Below are 16234 nucleotides of genomic sequence, written 5' to 3'. Positions count from 1 at the left end.
CGAGCCAGTGCGGTGGTAAGGGCGTCGGTCCCCCTTCTTGACCTGAAAGAAGAGGACAGCTGATCCGCCCGTCGGCACCGCCGCGGTCCCAACGCCCCCCCTTCCGAGGGGAACCCTTCCGGGCAGAACCCTTACGAGGAGCCCCCGGAACTCCAAGACTCCGCCCGGCGGCGCGAACGTCCTGTCGCGCCAGCCTCGTGCCGTCGGGCGGTCACAAGGCCGGAGAGCGCGGAACCAGGTTTACGGTCCCTGGTTCCGCGCTCTTCTTGTTCCCCGGTGTACGGCTCCGCAGCGCATCGTTTCTGCGGTGAAGATCCGCACCCGCTCGGAGGAGTGCACCGCGATTCGGGCCCCCGCGCCCCGCGACCGCCGCTATCCACTCGTACGTGATCAAGAACCTGATGCGCGGGCTCACCCCGCTCGCCCTCGTCCTGTCCCCGCTCGCCGTCCCCTCCCCCGCCCTCTCCGCGAACGTCGTCCTCCTGCCCGACGCGCTCGCCGAGCTCACCGAGGCGGCCGAGGAACCGGCCGGCTTCCAGGTGAGTGCCTTCCCCCACTGGAACGCCGGCCTCGACCCGGCCGACGGCTGCGACACCCGCTCCGAGGTCCTGCTCACCGAGGCCGTCGACGCGCCCGCGACCGGCGCGGGCTGCGCCCTGACCGGGGGCCGGTGGACCTCGTCCTACGACGGCCAGAGCGTCTCCGACCCGGCCGCGCTCCGCGTCGACCACCTCGTCCCGCTCGCGGAGGCCTGGGAGTCGGGCGCCTCCGGCTGGACCGCGGACCGGCGCGAGCGGTTCGCCAACGACCAGGGCGCGGCCGCCACCCTCGTCGCCGTCACCGCCCGCAGCCGGCAGGACCGGGCGGGGCGGGACCCGGCCGCCTGGGTGCCCACGGACGCCGCGCGGTACTGCAGGTACCTCGGCGACTGGGTGGGCACCAAGCTGCGCTGGGACCTCTCCGCCGACAAGGACGAGGTCGAGACGCTCAAGCTGTTCGCCGACGGCCCCTGTGAGGACACCGTCGTGATCCGGTCGACGTCACCTCACTGAGCGGGCGCGCCGAGCGGCGGCCCGGCGCGGTCGGCCCCCGGTCCGGCCGCGCCGTCGGCCTCGGGGCCGGTCTCGGGCCCCTTCCCGGCCACGGCCCCGCGGTCGGCCCGCGCCAGCAGGAACGTGACGGTGAGCGAGGCGAGGGCGAGCAGCACCATCCCCGTCCTCGGTGACGTGAGCTGGGCGAGGGTGCCGGCGAGCGTCGCGCTCACCCCCTGAAGCGCGAGCATCCCCGAGCTGTGCAGTCCGAGGGCGTGACCGCTCGACTCCTCCTGCACCAGGGTCATCAGCCGCTCCTGGTGCAGGAGGCTCGCCCCGTACCCGACCGCCGAGACCGTCACCACGAGGAACGCGAGCGGCGGCGCGGGGTCCAGGACGAAGAGCAGGAACGGGGCCGCGAGCAGCGCCTGGAGCGGGAACCGGAGCCGGCCGCGCAGCCGGGCCGGCACGAAGCGGCCGACGGCGACGTCCCCGACCAGCATCCCGAGTGCCCCGCTGGCGAAGAGGAGCCCGGCGCGCTCGGGGTCGTACGGCACGAAGAGCGACTCGCAGCCCACGATCAGCCCGTTGGGCACCCAGAGGGCGAGGTAGCAGCGCCGGCGTGCGGGCGCGGACAGCAGTCGCCGGTTGGTGCGCCAGGTCTCGGCGACCGAGGCGCGCCCGGTGGCGCGCGGCGGGCGCGCCGTGAGGCCGAGGCGGGCGAGGAGCGCGGCGGTGAGGTAGAGCCCCGCGCCGACGAGCACCGCGCCGCGCGGCGCGAGCAGGGCGATCAGGACGCCGCCGGTCACGAAGCCGCCGATCTGGCAGACGCCGACGGCCATGTTCGTCACGGAGCGGCCGATGAGGTACTTCTCGCGGGGCAGGATCTCGTTGAGGAGCCCGTAGCGCACACCGCCGCCGAGCGAGGCCGCGAGGCCCTCGGCGAGGAGGACCGCGAAGACCGCCCAGGTCGGCAGGGTCGGGATCGCCAGGACCGCGGTTCCCAGGGCGAAGAAGAGGGCGAGTCCGGCGATCGTGGCGCGCGGCGGCAGCCGGTCGGCGGCCGAGAGGAGGGTGGTCGCGCCGACCAGTTGGGCGAGGGAGGGGCCGAAGAGCGCGAGGGCGGAGAGGAGCGGGGAGCCGGTCTCGCGGAACACGAGCGTGGCGAGGCCGAGCCCGGCGATGGTCTGGGCGGCGCTGTGGGCGGCACCGGTCAGGAAGAGCGGCGTGAACTCGGGGGTACGGAAGAGCGCGCGGTAGCGGGGCATGCCGGGAGTCTCCGGGCGGCCCGTCCGCGCCGGTATTGTTTCGCGTGGGGGCGAAAGGACGGGGTGCGTTCCATGGGCTGGTGGCAGATCGGTACGGACTCCCTCGCCGGGAGCCGGTTCGTCGTCTCCCCGCTCGCCGAGACGGTGGCGGCCCTGAAGACCCTGGACCTGGCCGTCGGCACCCACCCGGGCGAGCGGGCCTGGCTGGCGACGCATCTGCCCGCGTACCGGAGGCGTCTGACCGCCGAGCCGCTCGACGCGCTCCTCGTCCGGGCGGCCCTCGGGCCCACCTGGAACGCCGACTTCCTCACGCCGACGCCGACGGGTGAGAGCGGGCGGTCCTTCGAGGAGGAGGTCGCCGCCGTCCGGGACGCCGAACCCGCCGCCGCCGTACCGCAGTTGGAGGTGGCCATCGGCGGCCCCGTCCCGGAGCCGCTGCGGTCGGCGGGGGATCTTCCGCTCCGGATGGCGGGAGTTCTGGAGTGGGTGTGGCGGGAGACCGTGCTGCCCGACTGGCCGCGCCGCCGCCGGGTGCTGGAGGCCGATGTGGTGGCACGGACCGCGCGGTTGGCCCGGGACGGCTGGGTGGCGGCGCTCGACGAGCTCTCCCCGGGGAAGATGCGCTGGCTGGGCGACGGACGCCTGCAGGTCAACCCGCGCGCCTACCCGCCGAGACGGCTCGACCGCGGCCGACTGCTCTTCGTCCCGGTGACGCCGGACCAGGGGTGGGTCTCCTGGGAGGGTTCCGAGCGGTACGCGATCGTGTACGCGTGCTCCGGCGCCCTCACGGGCGGGGCGGGCCCCCTCGTACCGGAGGCGCTCGGCGCCCTGCTCGGCGGGGCGCGCGCCGGTGTCCTCGTACGGCTCGAATCGCCGAAGTCCACGAGCCAGTTGGTGGCGCTGACCGGGCAGGGGCTCGGATCGGTGGGGCGCCATCTGAAGGTGCTGCTCGACGCCGGGCTCGTACGGCGGGGACGGGCGGGCCGGTCCGTCCTGTACGAGTGGACGGAGGCGGGCGCGGTGCTCGTCCGGGCGCAGCCGGGAACGAGCGGCGCCTGAGGCCGGGCGCGGGGTGACGCGTGCCGGGCGGCGGGGTGACGCGTGCCCGGCGTGGGTGACGCGTGCCGGGCGCGGGGCGCTCCTGACGCAGGGGTGACGCGTGCCGGGCGTGGGTGACGCGTGCCGTGCGTGGACGTGGGGCGGCCCCCGTCCCGGTGCTCCTCGGGACGGGGGCCGTGTCGCGGCTCCGGGATCAGACCTGGAGGGCCTTGATCGCGGTCGGTGCGTGGCCGGGCTCCGTCGCGAGCTCCTCGAACTCGGTGACGTCGCTCATGTCGACCGTCTTGCTCATCGCGATGTTGGTGATGCGCTCCAGGATGGCCTCGACGACGACCGGGACCTGGTGCTCGACGGCCAGCTTCTTGGCCTGCTCCAGGGCCTCGCCCAGCTTCTCCGGGTCGGTGACGCGGATCGCCTTGACGCCCAGGCCCTCGGCGACCTTGACGTGGTCGACGCCGTAGACGCCGATCTCCGGGGTGTTGATGTTCTCGAACTCGAGGTTGACCTCGAAGTTGATGCCCAGGTTGCCCTGCGCCTGGCGGATCAGGCCCAGGTAGGCGTTGTTCACGAGGACGTGGACGTAGGGGACCTTGTGCTGGGCGGCGACCGCCAGCTCCTCGATCATGAACTGGAAGTCGTAGTCGCCGGAGAGCGCGACGACCGGGGTCTCCGGGTCGGCGGTGGCGGCGCCGATGGCGGCCGGGATGGTCCAGCCGAGCGGGCCGGCCTGGCCGCAGTTGATCCAGTGGCGCGGCTTGTAGACGTGCAGGAACTGCGCGGCCGCGATCTGGGAGAGACCGATGGTGGTGACGTAGCGGGTCTCCGGGCCGAAGGCCTTGTTCATCTCCTCGTAGACGCGCTGCGGCTTGATCGGGATGTTGTCGAAGTTCGTGCGGCGCTGGAGGGTGGCCTTGCGCTCCTGCGCGGACGCGGCCCAGGCGGAGAAGTCCGGCAGCTTGCCGGCGGCCTTCAGCTCCTTGGCGATCTCGACGAAGAGTTCGAGCGCGACCTTGGCGTCGGAGGCGATGCCGTAGTCCGGCGCGAAGATCTTGCCGATCTGGGTGGGCTCGATGTCGACGTGGACGAACTTCCGGCCCTTGGTGTACGCGTCCATGTTGTAGCCGGTGTGGCGGTTGGCCCAGCGGTTGCCGATGCCGAGGACGAAGTCCGACTCCAGGAAGGTCGCGTTGCCGTAGCGGTGCGCGGTCTGGACGCCGACCATGCCGGCGGCCAGCTCGTGGTCGTCCGGGATGGTGCCCCAGCCCATCAGGGTGGAGATGACCGGGATGTTGGTCAGCTCGGCGAACTCGACGAGGAGGTCGGAGGCGTCGGCGTTGATGATGCCGCCGCCGGCGACGATCAGCGGGCGCTCGGACTCCAGGAGGAAGTTCAGCGCCTTCGCGGCCTGGGCGCGGGTGGCCTGCGGCTTGTAGACCGGCAGCGGCTCGTAGGTCTCCGGGTCGAACTCGATCTCGGTCAGCTGGACGTCGATCGGCAGGTCGATGAGGACCGGGCCGGGACGGCCGGAGCGCATCAGGTGGAAGGCCTGCTGGAAGACGCCGGGGACCTGCGCGGCCTCCAGGACGGTCGTCGCGGCCTTGGTGACCGGCTTGGCGATCGAGGCGATGTCGACGGCCTGGAAGTCCTCCTTGTGGAGCTTCGAGACCGGTGCCTGGCCGGTGATGCAGAGGATCGGGATCGAGTCGGCGATCGCCGAGTACAGGCCGGTGATCATGTCGGTGCCGGCCGGTCCTGAGGTACCGATGCAGACGCCGATGTTGCCGGCCTTGGCGCGGGTGTACCCCTCGGCCATGTGCGACGCGCCCTCGACGTGGCGGGCCAGCGTGTGGCCGATGCCGCCGACGTTCTTGAGCTCGCGGTAGAAGGGGTTGATCGCCGCGCCGGGGACGCCGAACGCCTGGGTGACGCCTTCGCGCTTGAGGATCTCAACGGCCGCTGCGGCGGCGGTCATACGAGGCATGGGAGTGCTCCTGCTTCGGCCGGGCGGATCCAAGGCCACCGGGTCGGCTCACCGAGCCCGAGGGGCTTGTTTCCGTAATGCGGAAATACTGTTCTGCTATACGGAAGCAATGTAGGTCGGGCTCCGGAGAGCCGTCAAGAGAAGTCCGATCTACGGGATCGAGGAAGTGGCCGAACACCTCCCCCCGGGACGGCCGATGGGGGGACGATGGGACCGGACGACAGGGGGTTCGTTGTGGGCGAGTCGGTATCGGTGCGCTGCCCGAAATGCCTGAGCACGCAGGCCTACGCGGCACCCGTCTTCCCCTGCGCGTGCGGGAGCCCCGTGGCGCCACCGTTGACGGCGGGCGCGACGGGGGCACCCCTCACGCACCGGAACTGGACCGACGAATGGGTCACCGTCCGCTGCGGGGCCTGCGGCCGCGAGAACGACTGGCCCCACCCGGAACTGGGCTGCTCGTGCGGAACGCTCCTGCGGGTACCGGTACAACCGGTGGACTCCGTGGATTCCGCGCGCCCCGTGGACGCGGCGGATTCCCTGGGCTCCGCCGGCTCGGGGACCTCGGTGGCCGGCGAGAGCGGTACGGGCGACACGGACGGCGACGCCGCAGGTGAGAGCGGTGCGCGGGGCGTGCGGGGCTCCCTCTCCGACCCGGCCGACTCCGACCCGGCCGACTCCGACCCGGCCGACTCCGGTCCGTCCGCCTCCGGTCCGTCCGCCTCCGACGGGACCCCCGGGCAGCCGGAGCCGGACGCGCCCTCCGCAGCCGCACCGCGCCGAGGGGCCGAGCCCGTTGCGGGGTGGTTCGGGGCGGGCCCCACGAAGCGCCACGAAGACCACCCGTCCAAACCCGACGACCGCACGCCCGAACCCGACGGCCGCACGCCCGAGACCGAAGGCCGTACGTCCGGGCCCGAAGGCCGTACGCCCGAGCCGGAAAGCCGTACGTCCGGGCCCGAAGCGGGCAGCCCCCGAGAGGGCAGCCCCCGGGAGGGCGGCGCCCACGCGGGCGGCCGTGACTCCGACGCGCCCCGCACGGGACCGGGCACGCCGCCCTTCCCGGGGGCGCCCCGCGCCTTCGCCGAGCGGTATCCCGCGCACATCCCGCTGCCGCCCACCGCCCCGCGCCCTGGGCCGGTGCGCGGAGCCTTCCAGCCCCTGACGATCCGGACCGCGCGGGACGCGGTCGCGGCGGCGGCCGGGTACCTGCGCTGGCTGGGGTTCCGGGACGTCGTCCAGCCCGAGGAGCGCCCCGCGTCGGGGGTGGACCTGCGGGGGCCGGGGCTCGTCGCGCAGGTGGACCCGAGCACCCGGCCGACCGCGCTGCGGGCCGTCGAGTGCCTGTGGCTCAACGGGCTGAGCGCCTCGGGCGTGAGCGTGTTCTTCTCGCTCGCCGGCTACACCCCGGAGGCCCGCTCCCGGGCCGCCGAGATCGGGCTCCCGCTCTTCGTGCTCGACCTGACCGGCACCCCGCAGCCGGTCAACGACGCCGCCGACGGCCTGGCCTCGGGCGGCGCCTGAGCTCCGGAGCCGTACCCCCGCGAGAACCCCCACAAGACCTCGGCATCCGAAACCGGCCATTCACGCGTGACGATCACGCTCCCCCGGGCACAACACCCTCGGGGGTGGGTGTCATGTCGACGGGGATGTGGTGGTTCATCGGAGCGGCCTGCGGGCAACTGCTGTGCGCCGCCGCGCTGTTGCGAACCCGCAGCCGGGACAGCGGAACGGAGCGCCCGGACGAGGTGCCGCCGCCGCAGGCCCTGGCGCTGCTGCGGGGCGGGCGGCGGGCGGCGGTCACCGTGGCGCTGGTCGCGCTGCACCAGCGCGGGGCGGTCGCGGCGGGCCGCAAACATACGATTCGGGCCAACGGCGGGCCGGGCCGCACCCGGGATCCCGTACAGCTGGGGGTGCACGGGGCGCTCCACCGGGCCTTCGCGCTGAGAGATCTCGCGCTGCGCCCCGAGGCGCGGCGGGCGGTCGACGCCCTGCGCGGTGAGCTGCGCGGGGCGGGGCTGTTGCGGCCGCCCGCGCGGTGGTGGGCGGCGCGGGCGCTGCTGGGGTGCGTACCGCTGACGGTGGCGGTGGGGGCGTACGCGACGGGGGCGTCCGGCGCGGGGCTGGCCGGGACGCTGGCGGTGGGGGCGCTTCCGGTGCTCGTGGCGGTGGTGCTGCTGCGGCGGTCGCCGGCGACCCGGGCGGCGCGGCGGCTGCTCGCCACGCTGCGGGAGCGGTACCCGTTGCCGGCGCACCGGCGCGAGGTGACGGACGGGCGGCTGGTCCAGCTGTACGTGGCGCTGTACGGCGATCCGGCGCTCGCCCTGTTCCTGCCCCGATTCTCACGGGAGGGCGGCCTGCTCGCCCGGCCCGGGGACGAGGACCGGAACCGGCCTCCCGGGGAGCGGGGTGCGGGGACGGGCGGCGCCGCGGGGTGAGGCCGCGCCATACTGTCGTATGCGCATCAGAGCGGCCGCTGCGGCCGAACTCCCGCTGCTCCAGGACATCGAACGGGCGGCGGGCGAGCCGTTCCGCACCCTCGGCATGGCGGCGATCGCCGACGACGACCCGCTTCCCCTGGACGTCCTGGAGTCCTACCGCTGTGCGGGCCGGGCGTGGGTGGCGGTGGACGCCGCCGACCGTCCGGTCGCGTACCTCCTGACCGACACGGTCGACGGTGCCGCCCACATCGAGCAGGTGTCGGTGCATCCGGACGCGGCTCGCCGGGGGGTGGGCCGGGCGCTGATCGAGCATCTGGCGGTGACCGCCGGGGAGCAGGGTCTGACGGCGCTGACCCTGACGACGTTCACCGAGGTGCCGTGGAACGCCCCCTACTACGCGCGGCTCGGCTTCCGTCCGCTCACCGGGTCGGATCCCGCGCTCACGGAGGGGCTGCGGGCGATCAGCCGCGCGGAGGCCGACCACGGCCTGTCGGTCTGGCCGCGCGTCTGCATGCGCCGGGAGCTGGAGAGCGGGGCGGGGAGTCCGGCCTCCCTCACGGAGTTGACCTTCACACCGGTGTCAACCGTTAGCGTCCAGCCATGACCTCTGATTCCCCGCGTTCCGCGGACCGATCGTTCCTGTTCGTGCTGGGCAGCTCACGCGCCGACGGCAACACCGGGATACTCGCCAGGGCCGCCGCGGAGGCGCTGCCCGCCGACGTCCCGCAGCGATGGATCGACCTGAACGGACTGCCCCTGCCGGACTTCCAGGACGGGCGCCACGAGGACGGCGACTGGCCGGTCCCGGAGAGCGAGCGGATGCTGCGGGAGGCCACGCTGGACGCCACCGACATCGTGATCGCCTCGCCGCTGTACTGGTACACCCTCTCCGCCCAGACCAAGCGCTACCTCGACTACTGGTCGGGCTGGCTCGGGGTTCCCGGCCTGGACTTCAAGAAGAGGATGGCCGGACGGACCCTGTGGGCGGTCGCGGCCATGGCGGACGAGGACGAGGCCGTCGCCGACGGCATGGTGACCACCCTCAACAACACGGCGGCGTACCTGCGGATGCGTTTCGGCGGGGTCCTGCTCGGCAACGGGTCGCGGCCGGGCCAGGTGCGCGGCGACGAGCGGGCGATGGCCAGGGCGCGGACGTACTTCGAGGGGGAGGCGCGGCCGGCGCTGTTCCCGGCCGAGGAGCGGGCGCGGCGGGCGGCGCTGCCCGTGGAGGCGGTGGGCTCTCCGGTCTGACCTCACGGGAGGCCGGGACCCCGCGGCCCCTCCGGACGGCCCGTCCCGCCGGGACCGCACGGACACTGCCGGACCCGCCGCGACCTCCGCGACCGCCGCGACCCACGGACCGCACGCCGACGCGTGGGAGCGGGTACGCGTGGGCGTGCGGCGGCGGTGGGACGCGATCGGTGTCAGCTCTTGGCCTTGGCCTTGGCCTTGATGCGGACACGGTCGAGGGGTGCCGGGGAGATCGTCTTGCGGGTCTTGAGGTAGTCCACGAAGCTCTCGTGGTCGGCGCCGTTGCGGACGGGTGCGGTGTAGCCGGTGAAGGCGCCGTATCCGTCGGCTCCGATGACCGTGTAGGCGAGGGCGGCCACGCGGTAGGTACGAGCGGGGTCGAGCGGCCGCCCGTTGATCCGCACGTCGCCGGGGGCGACGCGATCGCCGACGGCCCGGGCCGGGTCGTAGCTGTACGAGACGTTGCGGGAGACGGCGAGCGGCGCCGACCTCACCGTCCCGTCGGCCTGCTTCTGCCACTGCTGTTCGAGGATCGCGTCGAGCTGTCGGCCCTTCACGCTGACGGTGAGGACGGGATTTCCGTAGCCGTAGGCGTTCCAGGACTCGCCGAACAGGATGCGCCCGTCCGCGTCGGCGGGGTGGCTCCCCCTGCCGAACGGCAGGTCGCCCCGGACGGCGTTGCTGCCCTTGGCGGGCCGCGCGGAGATCAGCGACAGATCGGCCCGCCCCTGGCGGGTGCGGTTGGCGTTCCAGTACTGGGCGTCGGCGTACAGGTCGGCCGCCGTGCTCTCCCCCGCGGCGTTCGCCGTACGGGTGAAGGAGCCGGTCTGCCGGGCGAGCGGCTCGGCGAAGCGCTCGGCTCCGCGCGCGGCCCAGTAGTCGACGATCTTCTGGACCTCGCGGTCCGGCGCCACGTCGCGCGTCACCGCGTGGTTGACGGACCGGGTGCGGTCCCTGAGGACCTCACCGGTCCTCGGGTCGAGAGACAGGTTGATCTCGTTGATCACACCGCCGTGGTGGCCGGCTTCGACGATCGGGCGCGGTACGCCGGCCGGGTCGGGCACCATGCAGTTGAAGCGCCAGTGCCAGTCTCCCGTGACGATCGCGTCGATCTCGGCGGGGACCTTCTTGGCCAGTTCGAAGACCGGTCCGAAGACGGAGTCGCACGCGTCGTAGCCCGCGGTGACGTCCGTCGGCGAGCCGCCCTCGTGCACGTTGAGGACGATGGCCTCGACGCCGCGCCGCTTGAGTTCCCTGGTGTGGCGCTCGATGGTCCGCGCCTGGTCGAGGGCGCGCAACTGCGGCTGGAAGGAGGTCGAGTTGGTGACGGAACCCTCGACCGTGGTGCTGATGAAGCCGACGGGGATCCGCTTGCCGCCGGCGGAGCGGAACCACTCGACCCGGTACGGATCCACCACCGTGCGACCGGTCCGCGCGTCGACGATGTTGCCCGACTGGAAGTCGAAGTCGGCGCCGTGGAAGCGCTGCCCGGTGGAGTCCGTGAAGCAGCTGTCCACGTCGACCTCGCCGAAGCACCGGCCCTCCTCCATGTGCTGGACCAGGAACTCCGGGGAGACGTCCAGTTCGTGGTTGCCCAGGGCCGAGAAGCGCACGCCGAGCTTGTTGAGCACCTCGATCGTCGGCTCGTCCTGGAAGGCGTCCACTTCGAAGGGCCAGCCCGCGAAGCTGTCGCCGGTGGCGAAGGTGACGGAGCGGGGGTGGTCGCCCCGTAACCGCTGGAGGTGGGTGGCGAGATAGGCGGCGCCGCCGACGGTGACCGAGGTACCGCGCCCGGTGGGGATGGAGCCGCCCTGGCCGGCGGTGGGCGGCTGCAGATGGCCGTGGAAGTCGGTGATGCTGAGGAGTTGGACGTCGACAGTGTCGTCTGCGGCTGCCGGTGAGACGGACAGTGCGCCGCCGAGAAGGGCGGTGCCCGCGGCGATGACGCCGATCCGGCGAAGGAAGTTTCTCAAGGCGATGACTCCTTCGGAGTGGGACGAGCGAACCCATCCCACTCCCCGTCGGTGTCATGGCCATGAACGTCGTACTGCGCTCCAAGACATGGGGAATGACCGCTTCAGCCAAGCCCGGCCGGGCGGACGGGCGAAGGAAACGCGGGCCGGCCCGTGCCCCAACTGCCGTGGTACCGGAGCCGAAGGCCGCCTGCCGAAGGGTCGGCGCGACCGGGCGCGGGGAGCTCCTCGACCCGGCCCGCCATCCGGGGCACGAGCGTGGGGCCCCGACGGCGTCATCGACTCCGCCCCCACCGCCCTGCGTGGCGTCGCGCTCCCCGGGGCCTTGACATCGCACACCCCTCCCCATTTACCTTTACCCTCAAAGCTATTTTGCTTTGGATGCAAAGCAAAATGGCTCCCTCGTACGTACCGCGTGAACGGAGCGCCACCATGCCGCACTTCAGCGTGCACATCCGCGAGGAAACCCTCGACGGGACGGTAGAGACGAAGCTGATCAGCGCCCTGACCGACGCGGTGGGGGCCGTCTACGGCAAGGAGTTCCGCCGCCTCGTCGGGGTGGACCTGATCGGCGTCCCGCGGCACCGCCGCGGCGTCGGCGGCGTCCCGACCGACGACGACGCCCCGCTCGTCACCCTCAGCATGCGCGAGGCCGCGTACCACCTGCCCGAGGTGCCGGACGCCCCCGCCCGTCTGGTCGCCACCACCACCGACGCGTTGGCCGACGTGCTCGGCGAGGCCGTCCGGGAGCAGGTCATCGTGACGATCGTCGGTGTCCCCGACGGCCGCACCGGCGTCGCCGGCACGGTGGCCTGACGCGCGCCCGCGGGCCGGGGCCACCCGCTCCGGCCCGCTCGCCGGCCCCTGAGGATCCCCGCTACCCCTCCCCTTCCCCGTACCTCTGCCGCAGTTCCACCTTCCGCACCTTGCCGCTCACCGTCATCGGGAACTCCGTGAGGATCTCCACCCTGCGCGGGATCTTGTAGTGGGCGAGCCGGTCGCGGCAGAAGGCGGTGACGTCCTCCAGGGTGGGCGGGGCGGCCGGGTCGCGGGGGATGACGCAGGCCAGGATCTCCTCCCCGTAGCGCGCGTCGGGGACACCCACGACCTGGACGTCGGCGATGCCGGGGTGGCCGTAGAGGAACTCCTCGATCTCGCGGGGGTACACGTTCTCGCCGCCACGGATGATCATGTCCTTGATGCGGCCGACGATCTGGACGTAGCCGTCCTCCCGCATCACCGCGAGGTCCCCGGTGTGCATCCAGCGGCCGGGGTCGATCGCCTCCGCGGTCTTCTCCGGTTCGTCCCAGTAGCCCAGCATCACGCTGTAGCCGCGGGTGCACAGCTCCCCCGCCGTGCCGCGCGCCACGGTGAGTCCGGTCGCCGGGTCGACGACCTTCACCTCGACGTGCGGCAGGACCCGGCCGACCGTGCCGGTCCGGCGCTCCAGGTCGTCGTCGCGCCGGGTCTGGGTGGAGACGGGCGAGGTCTCGGTCATGCCGTAACAGATCGACACCTCCGCCATGTTCATCTCGGCGACGACCCGTTTCATCACCTCGACCGGGCACGGCGAACCGGCCATGATGCCGGTGCGCAGGCTGGACAGGTCGTACGTCGCGAAGTCGGGGAGGTTCAGCTCGGCGATGAACATCGTCGGCACCCCGTACAGCGAGGTGCACCGCTCCTCCTGCACCGCCCGCAGCGTGGCGGCGGGGTCGAAGGAGGCCGCGGGGATCACCATGCAGGCGCCGTGCGAGGTGGCGGCGAGGTTGCCCATGACCATGCCGAAGCAGTGGTAGAAGGGCACCGGGAGGCAGATCCGGTCCTGTTCGGTGTAGGCGATCATCTCGCCCACGAAGAATCCGTTGTTGAGGATGTTGTGGTGGGAGAGGGTGGCCCCCTTCGGGAAGCCCGTCGTCCCCGAGGTGTACTGGATGTTGACGGGTTCGTCGCAGGAGAGCGGTTCGGGGCGCAGCTCTCCCGGCGTACGGGCGAGGAAGGCGTCCCAGCCCGGGTCGCCGAAGTGGACGGCCTCCCGCAACTCCGGGCAGTCACCCCGGACTTCCTCGACCATCGCCCGGTAGTCGCTCGTCTTGTGGGCGAGCGAGGCGAAGAGCAGCGTGATGCCCGCCTGGTTGAGCACGTACGCCAGCTCGTGGGCCCGGTAGGCGGGGTTGATGTTGACCATGACGGCGCCGACGCGGGCGGTGGCGTACTGCACGAGGACCCATTCGGCGCAGTTGACGGCCCAGATCCCGACCCGGTCGCCCTTGCGGACCCCGCTGCCGAGCAGGGAGCCGGCCAGCCGGTCGACGTCCGCGCCGAACTCGGCGTACGTCCAGCGGCGCCCGGTGGGGACGTCGACGAGCGCCTCCCGTTCGGGCCAGGCGGCGACCGCCCGGTCGAGGTTGGCGCCGATGGTGTCGCCGAGGAGCGCGGTGGTGGACACGCCGTGCGCGTAGGAGGGTTCCCCGGCTGGGAGGTCGGCGGCGACTCCCCGCGCGTCGGAGCGATCCCCGGCGGGGAGGTCGGCAAACATCCCGCGCGGGTCCGGACGTTCCTGCGGCGCGTTCACGCGAGGTCCCCTTCCGTGTACTCCCTGCCGCCGCCTTCCGCGGTGAGGCGGCGCAGCTCCACCCGGCGGATCTTGCCCGAGACGGTCTTGGGCAGGTCGGCGAACTCGATGCGCCGGACGCGCTTGTACGGGGCGAGGACGGCGCGCGAGTGCGCGAAGAGGACCTTCGCGGTCTCCGCGTCCGGCTCCCAGCCCGCCGCGAGGACGACGTACGCCTTCGGGACGGCGAGCCGCAGCGGGTCGGGGGCGGGGACGACGGCCGCCTCGGCGACGGCCTCGTGCTCCAGGAGCGCGCTCTCCAGCTCGAAGGGGCTGATCTTGTAGTCGGAGGCCTTGAAGACGTCGTCGGAGCGCCCGACGTACGTGATGTACCCGTCCTCGTCCCGCGCGCCGATGTCGCCGGTGCGGTAGTAGCCGTCCGCCATCGCCTCCGCCGTACGCTCCGGATCGCCGTGGTAGCCGGTCATCAGGCCCAGCGGGTGGGTGGACAGGTCGAGACAGATCTCGCCCTCCGCCACGTCCGGCCGGCCGCTCACCGGGTCGACGAGGGTGACCCGGAAGCCGGGGCTCGGGCGTCCCATGGAGCCCTCCTTGAGCCGCTGGCCGGGGCTGTTGGAGACCTGGACGGCGGTCTCGGTCTGGCCGAAGCCGTCCCGGACGGTGACGCCCCAGGCGCGCCGCACCGACTCGATGACCTCGGGGTTCAGCGGCTCGCCGGCGGCGACGACCTCGCGCGGCGGGGTCTTGAGCCGGCCCAGGTCGGCCTGGACCAGCATCCGCCACACGGTCGGCGGGGCGCAGAAACTGGTGACGCCGTGGCGTTCCATCTCGTCCATCAGACGGGCCGGGTCGAAGCGCGTGTAGTTGTGGATGAAGACGGTCGCCTCCGCGTTCCACGGGGCGAAGAGGTTGGACCAGGCGTGCTTGGCCCAGCCGGGCGAGGAGATGTTGAGGTGGACGTCGCCGGGCTTCAGACCGATCCAGTACATCGTGGAGAGGTGCCCGACCGGGTACGAGGTGTGGGTGTGCTCGACCAGCTTCGGCCGGGCGGTCGTACCGGAGGTGAAGTACAGCATCAGGGTGTCGTCGGCGAGGGTGACGCCCTCGGGCTCGAAGTCGGCGGACGCGCGCTCCGCGTGCTCGTAGCCGAGCCAGTCCACCCCGTCGCCGCCGACCGCGATCCGGGTGTACTCCCCGGGGACGTCGTCGAACTTGGCGATGTCCTCGGCGCGCGCGATCACATGGCGGGCGCGGCCCCGGTCGACGCGGTCGCGCAGATCGGCGGGGCCGAGGAGCGGCGTGGCGGGGATGACGACGGCGCGCAGCTTCATCGCGGCGAGCACCGTCTCCCACAGCTCGACCTGGTTGCCGAGCATCACGATGATCCGGTCGCCCGCGCGCACGCCCTGGGCGCGCAGCCAGTTCGCGACCCGGTTCGATCGGGCGGACATCCCGGCGAAGGACACCTTCGTCTCGGAGCCGTCCTCCTCGACGAGGTGCAGCGCGGTCCGGTCGTTGCCCTCGGCGATGACGTCGAACCATTCGAGCGCCCAGTTGAACCGGTCGGGCCGGGGCCAGACGAAGCCCTCGTAGGCCGTCTCGTAGTCCTCGCGATGCTGGAGCAGGAAGTCCCGGGCGGCCCGGAACCTCTCCGTCGCGCTGGTCGCGCTCGTAGCCGTCATGCGTCCTCCTCGTTGCGGGACCGGTCCCGGACATCGTGTAATCAGTGACCCAGGTCTCACTACCCCCGTTCGGGGGTGAAGGCGTCGCCGATCCCCTGCGGCGGTCGGACCGGCGGCGGGGCCGCGAGAGGAGGGCACGGTGCGCGAGCACGTCGAGTCGGTGGAGCTGCGCGGGGCGCTGCTGCGGCTGCGCCGCGCCACCGGCCTGCCGGTCGTCTTCGGCGGGCTGCTGCACGACGGGCGGGTGCTGCGGATCGGCGAGCTGAACGGAGCGGTGACCCCCGCCCTCCACGGGCTCGCCGTCTCGGCCGGCTCCGGTCTGGGCGGGAAGTGTCTGGCGCTGTCCCGGCCGTGCGCGGTGACGGACTACCCCTCGGCCCCTCACATCACGCACGAGTACGACGGGCCGGTCTCGGCGGAGGGGCTGCGCTCGGTGATCGCGGTGCCCGTCGTCGTACGGCGGAAGGTACGCGGGGTGCTGTACGGGGCGCTGCGCGACGCCCTGCCCATCGGCGAGCGGGTCTTCGACGCGGCCGTCGCGGCGGCCCGTGACGTGGAGCAGGCGCTCGCGGTACGGGACGAGGTCGGGCAGCTGCTCACCCCGCCGCCCTCGGGACCGTCGTGGGAGGAGGTACGGCAGGCGTACGGGGAGCTGCGCGAGCTGGCGCCCCGGGTCGAGGACCCGGAGCTGCGGGAGCGTCTGCTCGCGGTGTGCGGACGCCTGGAATCGGCCTCGGGCACCTCCGTACCGGCCCCGGGTGTGCTCCTGACCCCCCGGGAGACGGACGTGCTGGCGGCGGTGGCGACGGGGGCGACGAACGCGACGGCGGCGGCGCGGCTCGGTCTGCGCCCGGAGACGGTGAAGGGCTATCTGCGCTCGGCGATGCGGAAGCTGGGCGCGCACACCCGCTGGGAGGCGGTGGTGGCGGCCCGGAGGGCGGGCGCGCTGCCGTGAGGCCGGGGGCGCGGATCACCC

At 73.0% G+C, this 16234-nt stretch carries 13 protein-coding genes; 8 read left to right on the top strand and 5 right to left on the bottom strand.

The features are described 5' to 3' along the window. Positions 1-386 precede the first annotated feature (386 nt). The gene (locus tag ABT129_RS22005; RefSeq protein ID WP_351904038.1) at positions 387-1052 is read left to right on the top strand and encodes an HNH endonuclease; all 666 of its coding nucleotides are present in this window, start codon (positions 387-389) and stop codon (positions 1050-1052) included. Here the strand turns inward: ABT129_RS22005 and ABT129_RS22000 are convergent. After that, positions 1046-2299 carry an MFS transporter gene (locus ABT129_RS22000; protein ID WP_351904035.1) on the bottom strand — a complete coding sequence of 418 codons (1254 nt, stop codon included), beginning with the start codon at positions 2297-2299 and terminating at the stop codon, positions 1046-1048. The genes ABT129_RS22005 and ABT129_RS22000 overlap by 7 nt on opposite strands. Before the next feature lie 72 nt (positions 2300-2371). Between ABT129_RS22000 and ABT129_RS21995 the strand changes: the two genes are divergently transcribed. Beyond that, positions 2372-3358 carry an ArsR/SmtB family transcription factor gene (locus ABT129_RS21995; RefSeq protein ID WP_351904032.1) on the top strand — a complete coding sequence of 329 codons (987 nt, stop codon included), beginning with the start codon at positions 2372-2374 and terminating at the stop codon, positions 3356-3358. 193 nt (positions 3359-3551) lie between these two features. On the opposite strand, the gene gcl is transcribed toward ABT129_RS21995, so the two are convergent. Further along, on the bottom strand, positions 3552-5339 hold the full coding sequence (gcl, locus tag ABT129_RS21990; protein WP_351904029.1) for a glyoxylate carboligase: 1788 nt from the start codon (positions 5337-5339) through the stop codon (positions 3552-3554). Between the two features lie 324 nt (positions 5340-5663). Between gcl and ABT129_RS38070 the strand changes: the two genes are divergently transcribed. The 4 genes from ABT129_RS38070 to ABT129_RS21970 all read left to right on the top strand — a co-directional run bounded on the left by ABT129_RS38070 (position 5664) and on the right by ABT129_RS21970 (position 9028). Continuing rightward, positions 5664-6860, top strand: a complete 1197-nt coding sequence (locus ABT129_RS38070) for a hypothetical protein (protein ID WP_502981849.1) — start codon at positions 5664-5666, stop codon at positions 6858-6860. Positions 6861-6973: 113 nt separating this feature from the next. Beyond that, on the top strand, positions 6974-7774 hold the full coding sequence (locus ABT129_RS21980; protein ID WP_351904026.1) for a TIGR04222 domain-containing membrane protein: 801 nt from the start codon (positions 6974-6976) through the stop codon (positions 7772-7774). Positions 7775-7793: 19 nt separating this feature from the next. Continuing rightward, positions 7794-8381 carry a GNAT family N-acetyltransferase gene (locus ABT129_RS21975; protein WP_351904023.1) on the top strand — a complete coding sequence of 196 codons (588 nt, stop codon included), beginning with the start codon at positions 7794-7796 and terminating at the stop codon, positions 8379-8381. Then, positions 8378-9028, top strand: coding sequence for a flavodoxin family protein (locus ABT129_RS21970; protein WP_351904020.1), 651 nt, complete (start codon positions 8378-8380; stop codon positions 9026-9028). The genes ABT129_RS21975 and ABT129_RS21970 overlap by 4 nt, the downstream gene beginning before the upstream one ends. A 173-nt stretch (positions 9029-9201) precedes the next feature. Here ABT129_RS21970 and ABT129_RS21965 read toward each other — a convergent pair whose 3' ends face one another. Next, complete coding sequence (locus ABT129_RS21965) at positions 9202-11001, bottom strand: bifunctional metallophosphatase/5'-nucleotidase (protein ID WP_351904017.1); 1800 nt, start codon at positions 10999-11001, stop codon at positions 9202-9204. A 432-nt stretch (positions 11002-11433) separates the two neighbouring features. On the opposite strand from ABT129_RS21965, the gene ABT129_RS21960 reads away from it, so the two are divergent. Then, complete coding sequence (locus ABT129_RS21960; protein ID WP_351904014.1) at positions 11434-11817, top strand: hypothetical protein; 384 nt, start codon at positions 11434-11436, stop codon at positions 11815-11817. Between the two features lie 61 nt (positions 11818-11878). On the opposite strand, the gene ABT129_RS21955 is transcribed toward ABT129_RS21960, so the two are convergent. Together ABT129_RS21955 and ABT129_RS21950 are read right to left on the bottom strand one after the other, a co-directional pair. Then, the gene (locus tag ABT129_RS21955) at positions 11879-13450 is read right to left on the bottom strand and encodes an AMP-binding protein (RefSeq protein WP_351904011.1); all 1572 of its coding nucleotides are present in this window, start codon (positions 13448-13450) and stop codon (positions 11879-11881) included. 122 nt (positions 13451-13572) lie between these two features. Next, positions 13573-15258, bottom strand: a complete 1686-nt coding sequence (locus ABT129_RS21950) for an AMP-binding protein (RefSeq protein ID WP_351904008.1) — start codon at positions 15256-15258, stop codon at positions 13573-13575. Between the two features lie 139 nt (positions 15259-15397). Here ABT129_RS21950 and ABT129_RS21945 point away from each other — a divergent pair, with 139 nt between their 5' ends. Next, positions 15398-16213, top strand: a complete 816-nt coding sequence (locus tag ABT129_RS21945) for a helix-turn-helix transcriptional regulator (RefSeq protein ID WP_351904005.1) — start codon at positions 15398-15400, stop codon at positions 16211-16213. Positions 16214-16234: the final 21 nt, after the last annotated feature.

The sequence above is a fragment of the Streptomyces sp. NPDC002057 genome (assembly GCF_040296665.1).
In the GTDB taxonomy this organism is placed as follows: Bacteria; Actinomycetota; Actinomycetes; order Streptomycetales; family Streptomycetaceae; genus Streptomyces.
This window is presented reverse-complemented; position numbering and strand designations above follow the sequence as displayed.

What these genes read in the sequence shown, in the direction of transcription:
- ABT129_RS22000 (WP_351904035.1), bottom strand. Translation starts at nt 2,299, where the DNA reads ATGCCCCGCTACCGCGCGCTCTTCCGTACCCCCGAGTTCACGCCGCTC.
- ABT129_RS21995 (WP_351904032.1), top strand. Translation starts at nt 2,372, where the DNA reads ATGGGCTGGTGGCAGATCGGTACGGACTCCCTCGCCGGGAGCCGGTTC.
- gcl (WP_351904029.1), bottom strand. Translation starts at nt 5,339, where the DNA reads ATGCCTCGTATGACCGCCGCCGCAGCGGCCGTTGAGATCCTCAAGCGC.
- ABT129_RS21980 (WP_351904026.1), top strand. Translation starts at nt 6,974, where the DNA reads ATGTCGACGGGGATGTGGTGGTTCATCGGAGCGGCCTGCGGGCAACTG.
- ABT129_RS21975 (WP_351904023.1), top strand. Translation starts at nt 7,794, where the DNA reads ATGCGCATCAGAGCGGCCGCTGCGGCCGAACTCCCGCTGCTCCAGGAC.
- ABT129_RS21970 (WP_351904020.1), top strand. Translation starts at nt 8,378, where the DNA reads ATGACCTCTGATTCCCCGCGTTCCGCGGACCGATCGTTCCTGTTCGTG.
- ABT129_RS21960 (WP_351904014.1), top strand. Translation starts at nt 11,434, where the DNA reads ATGCCGCACTTCAGCGTGCACATCCGCGAGGAAACCCTCGACGGGACG.
- ABT129_RS21950 (WP_351904008.1), bottom strand. Translation starts at nt 15,258, where the DNA reads ATGACGGCTACGAGCGCGACCAGCGCGACGGAGAGGTTCCGGGCCGCC.